The organism is Pseudidiomarina terrestris, from assembly GCF_030466375.1.
GTDB lineage: Bacteria > Pseudomonadota > Gammaproteobacteria > Enterobacterales > Alteromonadaceae > Pseudidiomarina > Pseudidiomarina terrestris.
Genome location: NZ_JAGGJE010000006.1, coordinates 35,807 through 52,160 on the forward strand (window position 1 = coordinate 35,807; position 16,354 = coordinate 52,160).

General features: G+C 51.6%; 12 protein-coding genes. 8 read left to right on the forward strand and 4 right to left on the reverse strand.

Features of this window, described 5'->3' with window-relative positions:
- Positions 1-108 precede the first annotated feature (108 nt).
- On the forward strand, positions 109-1,449 hold the full coding sequence (locus tag J6J28_RS11900; protein WP_301722014.1) for an MFS transporter: 1,341 nt from the start codon (positions 109-111) through the stop codon (positions 1,447-1,449).
- On the opposite strand, the gene J6J28_RS11905 is transcribed toward J6J28_RS11900, so the two are convergent.
- Positions 1,446-3,260: an ATP-binding protein gene (locus J6J28_RS11905; protein ID WP_301722016.1), complete on the reverse strand. Its 1,815-nt coding sequence runs from the start codon at positions 3,258-3,260 to the stop codon at positions 1,446-1,448. The two genes, J6J28_RS11900 and J6J28_RS11905, sit on opposite strands and share 4 nt — an antisense overlap.
- A 263-nt stretch (positions 3,261-3,523) precedes the next feature.
- Here J6J28_RS11905 and J6J28_RS11910 point away from each other — a divergent pair, with 263 nt between their 5' ends.
- From J6J28_RS11910 to J6J28_RS11930, 5 genes are read left to right on the forward strand one after another with little or no spacing between them, the layout of a single operon-like run.
- The gene (locus J6J28_RS11910; RefSeq protein ID WP_301722018.1) at positions 3,524-7,243 is read left to right on the forward strand and encodes a nitrate reductase subunit alpha; all 3,720 of its coding nucleotides are present in this window, start codon (positions 3,524-3,526) and stop codon (positions 7,241-7,243) included.
- A gap of 21 nt (positions 7,244-7,264) precedes the next feature.
- The gene (narH, locus tag J6J28_RS11915; RefSeq protein ID WP_301722021.1) at positions 7,265-8,800 is read left to right on the forward strand and encodes a nitrate reductase subunit beta; all 1,536 of its coding nucleotides are present in this window, start codon (positions 7,265-7,267) and stop codon (positions 8,798-8,800) included.
- 4 nt (positions 8,801-8,804) lie between these two features.
- On the forward strand, positions 8,805-9,533 hold the full coding sequence (narJ, locus tag J6J28_RS11920) for a nitrate reductase molybdenum cofactor assembly chaperone (RefSeq protein ID WP_301722022.1): 729 nt from the start codon (positions 8,805-8,807) through the stop codon (positions 9,531-9,533).
- A gap of 11 nt (positions 9,534-9,544) precedes the next feature.
- Positions 9,545-10,234 (forward strand): respiratory nitrate reductase subunit gamma, encoded by a 690-nt coding sequence (gene narI, locus J6J28_RS11925; RefSeq protein ID WP_301722024.1) that lies wholly within the window; start codon positions 9,545-9,547, stop codon positions 10,232-10,234.
- A 10-nt stretch (positions 10,235-10,244) separates the two neighbouring features.
- Complete coding sequence (locus J6J28_RS11930) at positions 10,245-11,012, forward strand: peptidylprolyl isomerase (RefSeq protein ID WP_301722026.1); 768 nt, start codon at positions 10,245-10,247, stop codon at positions 11,010-11,012.
- Positions 11,013-11,109: 97 nt separating this feature from the next.
- On the opposite strand, the gene fic is transcribed toward J6J28_RS11930, so the two are convergent.
- A complete protein-coding gene (gene fic, locus J6J28_RS11935; RefSeq protein WP_301722028.1) occupies positions 11,110-12,192 on the reverse strand; it encodes a protein adenylyltransferase Fic in 1,083 nt (360 codons plus the stop codon).
- Between the two features lie 147 nt (positions 12,193-12,339).
- Between fic and J6J28_RS11940 the strand changes: the two genes are divergently transcribed.
- The gene (locus tag J6J28_RS11940; RefSeq protein ID WP_301722030.1) at positions 12,340-12,978 is read left to right on the forward strand and encodes a thiopurine S-methyltransferase; all 639 of its coding nucleotides are present in this window, start codon (positions 12,340-12,342) and stop codon (positions 12,976-12,978) included.
- Here J6J28_RS11940 and J6J28_RS11945 read toward each other — a convergent pair.
- A complete protein-coding gene (locus tag J6J28_RS11945; RefSeq protein ID WP_301722033.1) occupies positions 12,975-13,274 on the reverse strand; it encodes a hypothetical protein in 300 nt (99 codons plus the stop codon). The genes J6J28_RS11940 and J6J28_RS11945 overlap by 4 nt on opposite strands.
- A 62-nt stretch (positions 13,275-13,336) precedes the next feature.
- Complete coding sequence (locus tag J6J28_RS11950; RefSeq protein WP_301722038.1) at positions 13,337-15,607, reverse strand: nitric-oxide reductase large subunit; 2,271 nt, start codon at positions 15,605-15,607, stop codon at positions 13,337-13,339.
- A 264-nt stretch (positions 15,608-15,871) separates the two neighbouring features.
- Between J6J28_RS11950 and nrdG the strand changes: the two genes are divergently transcribed.
- Positions 15,872-16,345, forward strand: a complete 474-nt coding sequence (nrdG, locus tag J6J28_RS11955; RefSeq protein ID WP_301722040.1) for an anaerobic ribonucleoside-triphosphate reductase activating protein — start codon at positions 15,872-15,874, stop codon at positions 16,343-16,345.
- Positions 16,346-16,354: the final 9 nt, after the last annotated feature.

Sequence of the window (16,354 nt, forward strand, 5' to 3'; positions counted from 1 at the left end):
GTATCTCTTAATAACCCCTGCTTAACTCTTTCGCAAACTTGCCGACAGGCAGTGGCCTAAACGATTCTATAGACAGTATAGTCACGACTCGGGTGTATTGTGTCCCATGTGTTAACTACAGAAACCGTCGATAAAATCACTGCACTACATGTGATCGCCAGCACCGCAATCTGGATGTGTTGGAGCGTGTTGGTGGTGTTACTGTACGCGCTCGATCTCGGCTTTACCATTGCTGAGTTGTTTGGGCTACTGGCATTGACGGGCTTTTCCGCCGCGGGATTTCAACTGCTTTGGTTTGGTCTCGGTGAGCGGGCACTGCAACCGCAATTTATTCGCGTTACCACCAGTTTCCTGCTGATACCGGCATTAGGTTTTATTTATTATTTTGCCCGGGGCGACTACCCATTTTTGTTATTGCAGCTGCTCGCCATAGGTTGCGGACTCGGCGGTGCGCAACTTTATGTCAGGCGCTACCAGCATAGTGCGGGCAATCAAACCATTGGTTGGGACCTGGCGGTCACCGCAAGTATTGGCGGCATTGGCATCGTTTTAGCCCAGATTGGCACGCCTTTGGTGGCGCTCTGGCAAGGCCCCTATGCGGATTCCCTGAATGTTACCGAGACCAGTATTAGTATCGGAACCTTGCTGGGCACCGTACGGCCTGAACATCAGCTGTGGCTGGGCAATCTGGGCTGGTTTACCATGTTCGTGGTGGTCAGTTTAATACTCATCGGCTGGCGGCGCCGGCCACAAAGGTTGTTATGGCATTCAGAGACCGCCACCCGGCGGCACCTGCTGCGCAACCCCCACACTTGGATTATGACGCTGCTTTACGTCATGGCCTTTGGCTCTTTTATCGGTTTTGCCTTGGCATTTCCCCTTATTCTGCAGTTTCTTTTTGGTTTCAGCCGGGAATGGCAGGGCGGAGAACTACTTCGGGTCATGAGTAATGATTATGCGCCCCAGGCGCTGACCTATGCCTGGCTGGGACCGCTTATTGGTGTTGTCGCCAGGCCTTTAGGTGGATGGCTTGCCGATCAATATGGTGGTGCCCGGGTGACTCTGGTTTGTGCGCTGGCGTTAGCTTTGACGAGTCTGGCGGCATCGGTGTTGACCGGGAAGGCGTATCATAGCGGCGCGCCCGAGCAGTACTTTTTACTCTTCTTGCTGACATTTTTTGTGCTGTTTGCGGTGTCTGCATTAGCCAGCAGCGCGATCTACCGCTCCGCCAGCGTTCTCTTTCCAGTGCATCAATTGCCGATTGCGCTACGTTGGCTGGCGGCTTGTGCGACCGCAGGTGCCGGCTATATTCCGTTGATGTGGGGAGTGCAAAGTTATACCGGAACGCCAGCATTGGCTTTAGTTGCCTTTGCGGTGTTCTATGCCCTCTGTGCCTTGGTGGTCGCGCTGGTTTACCTGCGCCGCCACAGTGTGTATTTCAATCCTTAAGCGTCGCTCGACGCCAGCGCCTGACGCTCTTTCAAATAGTCGGGCTGGAAAAAGAAGTACACACCCGTGCCGCCTTCTGGCCTGCGGGTGATGGTGATTTCACCGCCTAAATGCTTGCTCCGCTCCTGCATAATCGCTAACCCATAATGGTTCAGTTTTTCCGCCTGCTCAGGAATGCCCACACCGTCGTCTTCGATGGCGAGACTGATTCCCTGTTCCTTAGTCTCTTGCAAGCGGATGGTCACTTCTGATCCCTGGCTATGGTGAATCGCGTTCTGACAGGCTTCACGGATGATCTGTAATAAATGGATTTCCTCGTGTGGGGCCAGTGGTGCATTCGCTAACTGGTAATCCAGCCGGAACTGCAGCGAAGATTGCTGTTCAAATTGGGCTAAGGTGGTCTGCAAGGCATTCATCAGGCCAGCCCCATCGACTTTTAAACGGAAGGTTGTCAGCAATTCCCGTAACTGTCGGTAAGCTGAGCTCAAGCCCTCGCGGAGTTCATGTGAGACATCATCAATGATTTCTCTATTGTCTTTGGCAATCGCCTTGTCCAGGCGCGTGACCTGAATTTTCAAATACGACAATGCCTGTGCCAGCGAGTCATGCAGCTCCCGTGCGATTACCGTGCGCTCCTGAATCAACGCCAGACGGCGAACCTGCTCTTCTTCCTGTTTCAGACTCAGGGCAATAGCCAGTTGATCGGTGACGGACTGCAGTAATTGCTGTTGCCATTCATCGAGCTGATCGCCGCGGTCGCAACGCGCCACAAGTACCCCGTAGTAATGGCTTTCGCGTTCGAGTGGGAAGCGGTACACCCGCAGGTTGTCGATCACACTGACACCGCCACCCGCGGTCACACACTCGGCGCAATCGACCCCGGCGCAAGGGTCCTCTTCGGTATCCTCAGGCTGAACCTGAAGATAAGGTTTGTCACCTGCTGCGGTGATCAGGCACAGCTCAATATCATCGATTTGTGAGGCGTGCTTAAGGCCATCGATAATATCGGTAAAGTCTTTGTAGCCGGGAGAGCGTTCGATAATGCTACGCGCCATATCGTAAAGAAACTGAAGCTTGGCATTGCTGCGCTGAATGGCGTGGGTCTGCTCATCGACGCGCTTTTCGAGGTTGCCGTACATGTAGCCGATGGCGTCGTTCATTTTATTAAGCGTAGTGGCAAGTACGCCAAGTTCATCTGCCAACGGGTGCTGGACACGGGCCGTAAAATCGCCCTGACCGATACGCCGGGCCGTTTGTGTCAGTAGCTGTAAGGGCTGACGCACACGTGACCGCAGCCAGTACGCGATAAAGCCCGCCAGCGCAATGGTACTGAACAGTGATAAGACCTGGATCAGCCGGATGGCACGGATACGCGATTCAGCTTCGCCTTGCAGGGCACCAACCAGCCGGTCAAGTTCAGCAATTAATGGCGCCAGTTGCTGCTCCAGTTGCACGGCGTCAACCGCGCCGGATGTCAGCTCGTCGCGGACTTCCAACCAGCTTTGCTGGGCTGCCCGGAACTGTGTACCGAGTTTGGAATCACCATTATTCAGGCGGTTAAATACCGGATGCTGCCAAGTATCCTGCAGGGTCGCAGCTAACTCCCGGGTGGTGTCACTCTCCGGATTCACCAGATACTGCCAGGCAAAGCGGTAGCTTTGCATACGCAGGGAGCCTGCTTTGTTGATCGCCAGCGCATCCTGATCGGCGCGCTCCGACAACCAATAGGAGGCGAGCAAGGTACCAACCGTGAGGGCAACCATCAGACTTAGGGCGATCCCGATGCGGGTAACAATAGAAAACTGGCGCATAGCAACTCTACTTAAAAAATGTTCACCGCATAGTTTAACGGCAATTAGGTTTAATGGGCTACCTCCTTTGTGTTTTCGCTCAACGCTTAAAAATCACTCAAAAATTAAAACATATAAAAATCAATGCTTTAATATAAAAACCTGCTACCTAATTGGTGGTAAAAAAACCTATTACCCCCGGTTCTGGCGCGTTTCCGACCTATAGCAAACCCCTCGCGACTTCGCCACACTTAGCGCGTTCGACATCGACCAGGAGTTTTAGGATGAGTCACCTACTCGAAAAATTGCGTTTCTTCAAAACGCGCAAAGAACCCTTTGCAGATGGGCACGGGGTAACAACAGATCAGGATCGTAGCTGGGAAAAGGGTTACCGCCAGCGTTGGCAGCATGACAAAGTCGTGCGTTCGACCCATGGCGTCAATTGCACTGGCTCATGTAGCTGGAAAATTTATGTGAAAGACGGCTTAGTGACTTGGGAGACCCAACAAACGGATTACCCGCGTACCCGCCCGGATTTACCGAATCATGAACCACGTGGTTGTCCACGCGGAGCGAGCTACTCCTGGTATATCTACAGTGCCAACCGCCTGAAGTATCCCAAGATGCGCCAGCAGCTGATGAAACTCTGGCGTGAGGCCAAAGAGCAGCATACCGATCCGGTTGCCGCCTGGGAATCTATCGTCAGCGATCCGGTTAAAGCGAAAAGCTACAAAGAGCGCCGGGGTTTAGGTGGTTTTGTGCGCGCCAGCTGGGATGAAGTTAATGAGCTGATCGCTGCAAGTAACGTCTACACCGCGAAAACTTATGGTCCTGACCGTATCAACGGCTTTTCGCCTATCCCGGCGATGTCGATGGTTTCGTATGCCGCAGGCTCACGTTACCTGTCGCTTATCGGCGGTAACTGCCTGAGTTTCTACGATTGGTATTGTGACTTACCGCCAGCGTCACCGCAGGTCTGGGGAGAGCAAACTGACGTGCCGGAATCGGCCGACTGGTACAACTCAAATTACATTATCGTTTGGGGCTCTAACGTTCCGCAGACGCGTACGCCAGACGCTCACTTCCTCACAGAAGTACGCTACAAAGGCACTAAAACCTGTGTCATTACGTCGGATTATTCAGAAGCCTCGAAGTTTGGCGACACCTGGTTGTCCCCGCGTCAGGGTACCGATTCCGCGTTAGCGATGGCATTCGGTCACGTTATTCTGAAAGAATTCTACGTCAATACGCCAAGCAGCTACTTCAATGATTACGTGCGTCGCTACACCGACATGCCGATGTTAGTCATGCTTGAGCCTGGCGAGAAAGTACTGAATCAGGGCCGCTTCCTGCGTGCTGCGGATTTGGTAGACAATCTGGGCGAAGATAACAATCCGGACTGGAAAACCATTGCTTTCAATGAAGATGATCAGCGTTTAACCAGCCCGAACGGTGCTATTGGCTACCGTTGGGGCCAGAAAGGCAAGTGGAACCTTGAGCAAAAAGATGCAAAAGGTGACCTGAACCTGGCCTTAACCCTAAAAGACAGCCATGACGAAATCGTTGAAGTTGGCTTCCCATACTTTGGCTCGGCACCACACGAGTACGAGTATTTCCAGCACACTCATCACGACGAAGTGCAAATCCGCAAAATTCCGGCCAAGCGTATCGAGCTTGCCAATGGCGAAACGGCACTGGTGGCGACGGTATTCGATTTGATGTTGGCGCAGTATGGCGTCGACAACGGCATGAACGACGAAAACCGCGCGCAAAGCTACGAGGACGACGTGCCTTACACGCCAGCGTGGCAGGAGCAAATTACTGGTGTTAAGCCTGCGGACGTGATTCGTATCGCCACTGAATTTGGCCGCAATGCGGACAAAACCAAAGGTCGTTCGATGATTATCGTTGGGGCTGCGATTAACCATTGGTACCACATGGATATGAGCTACCGTGGCTTGATCAATATGCTGATGATGTGTGGCTGTATCGGCCAAAGCGGTGGCGGCTGGGCGCACTATGTGGGTCAGGAAAAACTGCGTCCACAAACGGGTTGGCAGCCGCTGGCATTTGGCCTGGACTGGCAGCGTCCACCACGGCAGATGAACGGTACCTCATTCTTCTACAACCATTCCAGCCAGTGGCGTTATGAAAAACTGGATATGAGCGAAGTGGTCTCGCCTCTGGCAGACAAGAACAAATGGCAAAGTTCAATTATTGACTACAACACCCGCGCTGAGCGTATGGGTTGGCTGCCGTCTGCGCCGCAGCTGGGCGTTAACCCGCTGACAGTTGCTGAAAAAGCGAAAGCAGCTGGTAAAGAAGTCAAAGATTACCTCGTTGAGCAGCTGAAAACTGGCGATATTCCTTTCGCCTGCACGCAGCCAGATGATCCAAAGAACTTCCCGCGTAACATGTTTATCTGGCGTTCCAACCTGCTTGGCTCATCAGGTAAAGGCCATGAGTACATGCTCAAGCACTTCCTCGGTACGACCCACAAAACCTTCGGTGAAAACCTTGGTGAAATGGGCGCCAAGAAACCAGAAGATGTCGAGTGGGTGGATGATGGCGCGGAAGGCAAAGTTGACCTGTGGGTCACGCTTGATTTCCGTATGTCGACCACCTGCCTTTACTCAGACATCGTGCTGCCAACTGCGACCTGGTATGAAAAAGACGACATGAATACGTCGGACATGCACCCGTTCATTCACCCGCTGACCGCGGCAGTGGATCCGGTCTGGGAAGCACGTAGTGACTGGGAAATCTTTAAGGGCATTGCGAAGGAATTCTCCAAGGTCTGTAAAGGTCACCTGGGTGTGGAGCAGGATGTGGTCACCACGCCAATCATGCATGACTCTGCCGGTGAGATGGCACAGCCTTATGGCGTCAAAGCCTGGTGGAAAGGTGAGTGTGAAGCCATTCCTGGCGTCACTATGCCGAACATCACCGTGGTGGAACGTGACTACCCGAATACTTATCACCGCTTCACCTCGCTTGGGCCAGCATTGGAGAAGTTAGGCAATGGTGGCAAGGGGATCAGTTGGGATACGAAGGAAGAAGTCGATTTCCTCGGCAAGCTGAACCGCGTGCACTACGAAGAAGGCGCGAACAAAGGTCGCCCGGTTATCGATAGTGCTATCGATGCCTGTGAAGTCATCTTGTCACTGGCACCGGAAACCAACGGTCATGTGGCGGTGAAAGCCTGGGCGGCATTAGGCGAGCAAACCGGACGTGATCACACGCACCTGGCGAAGCCCAAAGAAGAAGAGAAGATTCGCTTCCGCGATATCGTCGCGCAACCACGGAAAATTATCTCGTCGCCGACCTGGTCAGGTCTGGAAGATGAGCATGTTTCCTACAACGCGGGTTACACCAACGTCCATGAGCTGATCCCATGGCGGACCATTACCGGGCGCCAACAGTTCTATCAGGATCACGAATGGATGCGCGATTTCGGTGAAACTTTATGTGCCTATAAGCCACCGATTAATCTGAAGACCGTGCAGCCGGTGCTGAACAAAAACCAGAACGGCAACAAAGAGATCGTGTTGAACTGGATTACTCCGCACCAGAAATGGGGGATTCACAGCACCTACTCAGAAAACCTGCTGATGCTGACCTTGTCACGCGGTGGGCCAATTGTCTGGATGAGTGAAATCGACGCTAAGGCCGCCGGAATTGAAGATAACGACTGGATTGAAATCTTCAACGTTAACGGTTCGATCAGTGCGCGGGCCGTGGTTTCCCAGCGGGTCCCGGAAGGCATGAGCATGATGTATCACGCGCAGGAGCGCCTGGTAAATATTCCGGGCTCTGAACTGACCGGTACACGCGGTGGTATCCACAACTCAGTCACACGGGCGGTGATGAAACCGACCCATATGATTGGTGGTTATGCACAACAAGCCTATGGCTTTAACTATTACGGCACAGTTGGCTGCAACCGCGATGAATTCGTGGTTATCCGGAAGATGGATAAAGTCGACTGGCTGGATACTGAATAACGTTGGAGTGAGGACAATACGATGAAAGTAAGAGCTCAAATTGGCATGGTGCTGAATTTGGACAAGTGTATTGGTTGTCATACCTGCTCCATCACTTGTAAAAATGTCTGGACCTCACGCGAAGGCGTGGAGTACGCATGGTTCAACAACGTTGAAACCAAACCCGGTATCGGCTTCCCGAAAGAGTGGGAAAACCAGGACAAGTGGAACGGCGGCTGGGTACGCAATAAAAAGGGCAAACTGGAACTGAAAATTGGTGCGAAGCGCCGCGTGTTGGCGAATATCTTCGCCAACCCGGATTTGCCTGAAATCGACGACTATTACGAGCCGTTTGATTTTGATTACCAACATTTGCACACGGCGAAAGACACCAAGCATCAGCCGATTGCCCGTCCGCGCTCGCTGATCAGCGGTCAGCGCATGGAGAAAATCGAATGGGGTCCGAACTGGGAAGAAATTCTCGGCACGGAATTCGCTAAGCGGAAGAAAGACAAGAACTTCGACGAAGTGGTGCAAAAAGACATCTACGGTCAGTTTGAAAAGACCTTCATGATGTATTTGCCGCGCTTGTGCGAGCACTGTCTGAACCCTGCATGTGTGGCTGCCTGCCCATCAGGCGCAATCTATAAGCGTGAAGAAGACGGTATCGTGCTGATCGATCAGGACAAGTGTCGTGGCTGGCGCATGTGTGTTTCTGGCTGTCCGTACAAGAAAATTTACTACAACTGGAAAACCGGTAAATCAGAAAAATGTACCTTCTGTTACCCGCGTATTGAAGCTGGGCAACCGACCACGTGTTCTGAGACCTGTGTTGGCCGTATTCGTTACCTGGGTGTGCTGCTTTATGATGCCGACCGTATCGAAGAAGCAGCCAATACCCCGCACGAGCAGGATCTTTACCAGGCTCAGCTTGATATCTTCCTGGATCCGCATGATCCGGAAGTGCAGGCGGCAGCGCGCGAAGAAGGTATTGCCGAGAACTGGATTCAGGCCGCCCAACGTTCACCGGTGTACATGATGGCAATGCAATGGAAAGTTGCGCTGCCGCTGCACCCGGAATACCGCACTCTGCCTATGGTTTGGTACGTGCCACCACTGTCGCCAATTCAAAGCGCAGTTGAGGCAGGTCATGTGGGTATGAACGGTGAGATTCCAGATCTGAAATCATTACGCATTCCTTTGCGCTATCTGGCAAACATGCTTACCGCCGGCGACGAGTTCCCGATTGTACGGGCGCTGGAACGCATGATTGCCATGCGTGCTTACAAACGCAGTCAGCACGTCGATGGTGTGGAAGATCTTGACGTACTCAAGCAGGTCGGTTTGACCCAGCAGCAAGTTGAAGAAATGTACCGTTATATGGCGTTGGCCAATTACGAAGATCGCTTCGTGATTCCAACCAGCCACCGTGCTTATGCCGAAAATGCTTACGACATGAAAGGGAGCTGCGGCTTTACCTTTGGCAATGGCTGTAGCGATGGCAACAATGACGTGAACCTGTTTGGTGCGAAGAAACAAAGCGTGCGCCAGGTCATTCCGGTCACGGTGAAGGAGTAATCTGATGCAAGTTTTACAAGTAATTTCGTTACTACTCGACTACCCGAAAGTAGAGCTGCTCGAAGTCGTGCCCGAGTTACGAGCCACGGTGCGTAACTCGGCACTGAGCAGCACCCAACAGCAAGCGCTGGAGGATTTTATTGTGCGTCGCACCAGCGGCGACGTCATGGACTGGCAGTCAGAATACGACAGCTTGTTTGAGCGTGGTCGTGCCTTGTCCTTGTTGTTGTTCGAACACGTTCACGGCGAGTCCCGTGATCGTGGCCAGGCAATGGTCGATTTAATGCAGCAATATCAGCAGGCGGGCTTAGATATCGGCGTCAAGGAACTACCTGACTACATTCCGTTGTATCTGGAGTTTCTGGCGACCCAGGGCGATGACAATGCCCGTGAAGGTTTGGCTGAAGTCGGTCACATCCTTGCGGTGCTGGCAGTGCGCCTGGAGCAAAGGGAAAGTGATTACGCCGAGTTGTTCCGAAGCTTGCTGGAGTTGTCGCAAGTCCAGGTCGATCTGGAAGATGTCCGCGCTCAGGTTGAAAAAGAAAAGCGCGATGACACCCCGAAAGAGCTGGATAAAGTTTGGGAAGAAGAAATGGTGACCTTCACCGGAAATGACGCAACCAGTACTTGTCCGACGGCCCAAAGCCGGCCGGGCGAAGGTCAGCGGCGCGATCAGTATATTCCGTTGAATCTTGACCAGTTAAGTAACGTGAAAAACGCTGCGGATGCCTAAGGAGCATGACCATGAATTATTTAAATACGTTTTTCTTTGGTATCTACCCTTACATCGCGCTGGCGGTAATGGTGATCGGTACCTGGATCCGCTATGACCGGGAGCAATTTACCTGGAAAACCAGTTCCAGTCAGATGCTTGAAAAAAAGCAGCTACGTCGCGGTAGTATCGCTTTCCATATCGGTATTTTGGCGATTTTTGTAGGCCACTTCGTGGGTTTATTGACCCCGTCGGAAGTCTGGTATGTATTGGGCATTAGTACCTCTGCCAAGCAAATTATTGCCATCGTGGCAGGTGGTATAGCAGGTGTGATTTGTTTTTACGGTCTGACGATCTTAATCGTGCGCCGTTTGAAGAATCCCCGTATTCGCGCCAACAGCAGCACTATGGATATCGCGATTCTGTTGTTGCTATACGCGCAACTGATCCTGGGTTTACTGTCGATTTTTGTTTCCCTCGACCACCTCGATGGTTCAACCATGGTGTTGTTGATGAGCTGGGCACAGAATACGCTGACTTTTGATGCTGCAACTGCAGCAGCAGCCATGACCAATGTGCACTGGATCTTTAAGCTCCACGTTACCCTTGGCTTGACGATTTTCCTGGTGTTCCCGTTCACCCGCCTGGTGCATATGCTCAGCGTACCTATGCAGTATCTGCGCCGTCAGCACCAGGTTGTGCGTCAGAAAGCGCCCCGCTAAGGAGTAGAGCATGATTCACGTAAATGAAATTGCCATCGACGAAAAAGCGATTCTCGCGGAAATGCAGTATCATCCTGCGGATAGTCAGCAAGGAGCGATGCTAAAAGCCGCCGAGTCGTTAGTGATCGGCGAGTTATTTCGCCAGCGTGCAGCCGAACTTGGGCTGCACGTTAAGGACGAAATGAATGACGCCAGTGACGATGACTTTCTGGCCGCGCTGATCGACCGCGAAGTTGCGATTCCTGAAGCGGACGAAGCAGCTTGTGCGACATACTACCAACAGAACCCGGAGCGTTTTACCACCTCGCCGTTGTTGGAAGTACGGCACATTTTGCTCGCTGCCGCGCCTGAAGACGAATTGGATCGGGTCAATGGCAAGATGATGGCTGAGCAGATTATAAAGCAGTTGCATGAAGGCGATGACTTTGGCCGTCTGGCACAAAAGCATTCAGCATGCCCTTCAAACGCAACGGCAGGTAGTCTTGGCCAGATTAGCCGTGGCCAAACTGTGGCAGAATTTGAACGTCAGGTATTTACCGCCGAGGTTGGCTTAATGCCGCATCCGGTAGAGACGCGTTATGGTTTGCATGTAGTTTGGGTCGATCGCAAAACCGAAGGCAAACAATTGCCGTTTGCAGCAGTGAAAGACAAAATTGCTGCCTACCTGAACGAAAAAGTAGAACGCAAAGCTGTCGCACAGTACATCCATACCTTGATTCAGGATGCCGAGATCAAAGGCTTTGACTTCGCGGTATCGGATTCACCGTTGTTGCAGTAACGCTGGAATAACGCTTTACTGGCTCATGCCTGTACCCTTCGCTCCTGAAGAACACCGATCAGTGCAATAACTGGTCGGTGGTTTGGTGGTAAATCGTTTAAGCTGAGGTCATGAGTCTCATCAGGCGAGGGTTTACAAATAGCTTCTCCTTGCCTGAAGTTACTTCTTCTAATATGCCAATTTCAACGAGCTGTTTAAGGTAAACAGAAGCGGTTTGACGCTTGGCAATATCGCGTTCCACCAGGTTACTAATTCGACAGTACGGTTGCTCAAAGATGACTTGGACAAGCTCATAACTGTATATTTTCGGTAATTGTTCGCGAATAGTGTGAGCAGTCTGCTCCATTAACGATCGAACAGCGGAGATTTTCTCACATGTCCAAAGAGAAGTTTGCTCAACACCGCGCAACATGAATACAAGCCAGTCTTGCCAGTTTTGCTGCTGAGTCACTTGGTTCAGTAATCGATAGTAATCTTGCTTGTGCGCAACAATGTAGCGGCTAAGGTACAATATCGGCAGTGTTAAAAGCTTTTGCTCAATCAAGTAGAGGACATTTAGGATTCTGCCCGTACGCCCGTTGCCATCATAGAAGGGGTGAATTGCTTCAAACTGGTAGTGGCTCACCGCCATTTTTATGAGCGGATCGATAGAATCGTTATCATGGAGAAACTGCTCCCAGTTACTTAGTAAATCGCGAATGACCTGTTCGCCTACCGGTGGTGTATAAATCACCTCGTTCGTTGTTTGATTACCAATAATGGTGCCTGGTAATTTCCGCAATTCCATCGCATTATTCTTCAATGTGCTACACACTTCGATGGCCGTTGTGGTACATAGAGGTTTGTGCTCTAGTTGCATGAAGCCTTGATAGAGCGCTGTTCGATAACGAAGTGCTTCTTTGGTTGCTTGATCAGCGCCACTGTCTTGTTGTGCATATCGAAAGAGCTGATCCGTTGTGGTGACAATATTTTCAATTTTCGAACTGTCTTTGGCTTCCAGAAGAGGAAGCAAATTGATGAGCATACTTTGATTAGGGAGCAGCGCTCCAGCTTGCTTCAATTCGGCAAGCGCAGCGCGAGCGGAGATGCATGCTTTCAATACATCGTGCGTTTCGATGAGCTCCAATTTTGGTGGTAACTCAGGCAAATTGTTATAGGGTTGGTTAGCTTGCCAAGTCATGTTTAAATACTCCAAAAATTTCGACACGTTGTGATATTGGTTGTAGTGTATGTCGATTCTATCGACACGACAAGTTTATATGTCGATTAAATGGCTTTTTATCGACATGGAGGGTACTGCAGTCGTACCTAGTTACGGAGGTTTTTTATGGACCACAACTTCTGGCATCAACGCTGGCAACAGCAGCAAATTGGCTTTCACCGCGACGCTTTTCACGAATTGTTAACGGCTTACTTTCCCAAAGCATTAGCAAGCGGACGGGTTTTAGTTCCCTTATGCGGTAAGTCGAACGACATGCTCTGGTTGCTTGATGAGGGCTATCAAGTTTTTGGTATTGAGCTAAGCGAGCTCGCTGTACAGGCTTTCTTCCAGGAGAACCAGCTGCAGCCAGTAGTGCAACAGCGTGGCAAATTTACCGAATACGCGATAGATGAACTGGTGATTTGGGTCGGTGATGTCTTCGATCTCTCGGTGGAAGACCTTGCCGATGTCGATGGTTGGTACGATCGCGCTGCGCTGGTGGCACTGCCTGAGAGTTTACGGTCGGATTATGTGGAGTTACTAAAACATAAGCTGCCGCGCGGCAGTAAAGGGCTGCTGATAACGGTGGAGTACCCGCAGGGGTTTCGCCAGGGGCCACCCTTTTCGATACCAGAAGATGAGGTCGTTGCTGGCTTTGAGAGCCGTTTCAGGATCAAACCTCTGGCGCGGGTACCGGGCATGGTCAATAATGAAACGCCAGCTGATAATCCGGTCACCGAGCAGGCCTATCTACTCTATGACTAGTCATCTTTAATCAGGTCATTGCGTTTCAAAACCTTGAGGGTGCGGCGCGCGAGCTTTTCCAGAAAGGCTAAATCGGAAAGGGTTGGCACTGCGGTTTCGTTATCGAGATCGACTTGCCATTGGCTGACTTCAGTGTCGAGCATCTCCATCATTTTCTTGGAGCAGCCACGGCAGATACCCTGACACATATCAGCTTCTTTCAGACCGAAAGGAATGTTGCTGCGGATGGTATCGAGGAGTGTCTGCATTGCGACAAGAGTGTTGGGCTTGCATTGACCGCGAATGACTTCAGACATAGTTACCTCCATAAAAAAGGGAGGGCACCTGGAGAACGTGCACCTCCCTACAACGAGAAATCTTAGTTTTGTTCGGCAACAACCCCTTCTGGTTGTCCCTGTTTACCCCATAGGCCAGCGACAACTTGCCAGCTGATGGACAGCGCCCCCACGATGAAGACCACGTCGCCGACCGTACGCACCCAGCGCAGTCCTTCTAGCAGTGGCTGCTGCATAAAGGCTTCACTGCGGGCATACCAGAGTCCTTCTGATGCTGCAGCATGAAACTGAATGAAGCCGATGGGGAGCAAGCTGGTAAAGAGCATGAGACCCAGGCCGATGTTCATCCACCAAAAGGCTGTACTCATCAGTTTGTCGTTGAGTACCAGATGAGGGCGAATGTAGCGCAAGATTAGCATGACGAAACCGAGCGCAAGGAAGCCATAGACGCCAAACAGTGCTGCATGAGCGTGCGTTGGTGTGGTATTCAGACCTTGCACGTAGTAGAGCGAGATGGGCGGGTTGATCATAAAGCCAAGTACACCAGCGCCTAACATATTCCAAAAGGCGACCGCGACAAAACACATCAGGGGCCACTTCAGGCGTTGCATCCAAACCGCTTTCTTCTGCAGGCTCCAGTTTTCCCAGGCTTCATAACCAAGCACGATAAGTGGAACCACTTCCAACGCACTGAAGGTTGCGCCGACGGCCATGACCGGCGTGGTGGTGCCTGAAAAATACAAGTGGTGGAAAGTACCCGGAACACCACCGAGCATAAACAATGATGCTGAGGCGAGTGCGGCAGCCGTGGCCATGCGCCGGGACACCAGCCCCATGCTATGGAAAATAAATGCTAGTGCGGCGGTGGCAAAGACCTCAAAGAAACCTTCAACCCAAAGGTGGACAATCCACCAGCGCCAGTATTCCATGATGGAGATGTGGGTGCGCTCACCGTACGCGAAGCCGGCCCCATAAAACAAACCAATGGCGACCACAGAGGCAGTAAATAACGCCAGTAAGTTCTTATCACCTTCTTGTTTAAAGGCGCCTGCGACACAACGCATCATCAGGACCAGCCAGAATACGATGCCAACAAACTTACCAATCTGCCAGAGACGACCAAGGTCGACGTATTCGTACCCCTGATGGCCGAGCCAGAAATTTAGATGCTCGGGCATGATTTGGGCGATGGCAAGGAAGCTACCAACGAAGGTACCCGCAACCACTACAACCAGGGCCCAAAACAGAATATCGACGCCAAGTTTCTGATATTTTGGATCTTTACCACCGTTGATAATGGGCGCCAGAAACAGGCCGGCGGCCAGGAAGCCTGTGGCAATCCAGAACAGCGATGCCTGAATATGCCAGGTACGCACCAAGCTGTAAGGGAACCACTTGGAGATTTCGATACCGTAAAATTCTTGTCCCTCAACCGTATAATGTGCAGTGACACCACCGAGCAGGACTTGCACGGTGAACAGCGCCACCACGATAAATAGGTACTTGCCGAGCGATTTCTGTGACGGGGTAAGTTTTACCCGGCTGATCGGATCCTGTTGTGGCACTTCGATGTCTTCCTCATCATGTTGACGAAGGAAGGCCCAGGCCCAAATCAGACCACCGACGCCGGCAATCAGCAGGATCACGCTGACAATGGACCAGATAATATTTTCTGGGCTTGGAGTATTGTCAATCAATGGCTCGTGCGGCCAGTTGTTGGTATAGGTGATGTCAGCTCCGGGACGTTCAGTCGAGGCTGCCCACGCGGTCCAAAAGAAAAACTCGGCCATGCGCTCGCGCCGCTCAAGCTTGGGCAGAGTATTCTCTTTCATGGCATAACTTTCGCGGGTACTTCGCAGTTCCGCATCATCGCTGAATAAACGTATGTAATAATCGGCGGTCTGTTGAATCGCTTGCACACGACGGGGATCCAACACTGCTTCATCCAGCAGCGCATCGTAGGTATTGGTACGATAAGCCTGTTTCAGCTCGAATTGCAGCTGATTCTGCTGCGCGGGAGTTAAGTCGGCATAATCAGCCGCAAATACTTCAGCTGCAGCGATATTTAGCCACGCGACAAGTTCACGGTGCAACCAATCTGCAGTCCAGTCTGGTGCCTGATAAGCACCATGCCCCCAAATTGAGCCTAACTGCATACCACCCACAGATTGCCAGGCCGTTTGCCCATCAAGAATAGAGTCCTCCGTCATTAAGGTCTGTCCGTTCGTGGTAACGAACTTCCCTGGAATGGGCGGAGCCTCTCGATACACTTCGTTGCCGAAGTACCCCAAAATACCGAACGTAATGGCAAGCACTGCAATCAGCGTCCACCATAGTTTTTTGTAACCGGCCATACATCACCTATTTGTTATTGAGTCATCACAGGTCATATTGCAATTCCCTTGCCAACTTATTAAGGCACTGTTTTTGCAGGAATATAGTTGCTGGATGGGTGAAAAAGACCCAGCCTATTTCCGGGTGAATCGGCCCTCCGGGGTCGTAACTACCCAGCCCGCCATTTTATTGATCCTGATCAACGCAAATCCAGTGTCTTGCTCTAGGCTAAAACACAATATCTAGTGCCTTACATTCGTTCATAACACCATATAGGCGATACGATGCGATTCAGTGCGAAAGACATTGTGTTTCAGGAGGTTCCCGGCGAAGTCGCGCTGGCCTATACCATCACCGGTTGTACCGTGGGTTGTAAGGGCTGTCATAGCGTCGATAGCTGGCCTGCGGAGCGGGGACAGCAGTTAACACTGCAAAGCTTTACGAATGAACTCGATCGCTACGCTGGACTTATCACTGCGGTGTTGTTCTTAGGCGGTGAATGGCATCAGGACGCCTTAATAGAACTGTTAGATGAGGCAATTAGCAGGGGCCTGCGCACCTGTCTCTACACTGGATTAGAAACGGTACCGGCGCTGGTGCAACGGCGCCTTACTTATTTGAAAACCGGCCCATGGCGGGCTGAATGTGGCGGTTTAACAAGTGCCACAACGAATCAGAGGTTTTACGACCTGCGCTCGGGGAAAGTTCTTAACGCTCTATTCTGCCCCGACTTTATTGACTGCGAATTAGTGAACTAAAACAGAAGG

Bases quoted from the DNA above. Each gene is read 5' to 3' on its own strand.
- J6J28_RS11940 (WP_301722030.1), top strand. From the start codon at position 12,340: ATGGACCACAACTTCTGGCATCAACGCTGGCAACAGCAGCAAATTGGC.
- narH (WP_301722021.1), top strand. From the start codon at position 7,265: ATGAAAGTAAGAGCTCAAATTGGCATGGTGCTGAATTTGGACAAGTGT.
- nrdG (WP_301722040.1), top strand. From the start codon at position 15,872: ATGCGATTCAGTGCGAAAGACATTGTGTTTCAGGAGGTTCCCGGCGAA.
- J6J28_RS11930 (WP_301722026.1), top strand. From the start codon at position 10,245: ATGATTCACGTAAATGAAATTGCCATCGACGAAAAAGCGATTCTCGCG.
- narI (WP_301722024.1), top strand. From the start codon at position 9,545: ATGAATTATTTAAATACGTTTTTCTTTGGTATCTACCCTTACATCGCG.
- J6J28_RS11945 (WP_301722033.1), bottom strand. From the start codon at position 13,274: ATGTCTGAAGTCATTCGCGGTCAATGCAAGCCCAACACTCTTGTCGCA.
- narJ (WP_301722022.1), top strand. From the start codon at position 8,805: ATGCAAGTTTTACAAGTAATTTCGTTACTACTCGACTACCCGAAAGTA.
- J6J28_RS11910 (WP_301722018.1), top strand. From the start codon at position 3,524: ATGAGTCACCTACTCGAAAAATTGCGTTTCTTCAAAACGCGCAAAGAA.
- J6J28_RS11905 (WP_301722016.1), bottom strand. From the start codon at position 3,260: ATGCGCCAGTTTTCTATTGTTACCCGCATCGGGATCGCCCTAAGTCTG.
- J6J28_RS11950 (WP_301722038.1), bottom strand. From the start codon at position 15,607: ATGGCCGGTTACAAAAAACTATGGTGGACGCTGATTGCAGTGCTTGCC.
- fic (WP_301722028.1), bottom strand. From the start codon at position 12,192: ATGACTTGGCAAGCTAACCAACCCTATAACAATTTGCCTGAGTTACCA.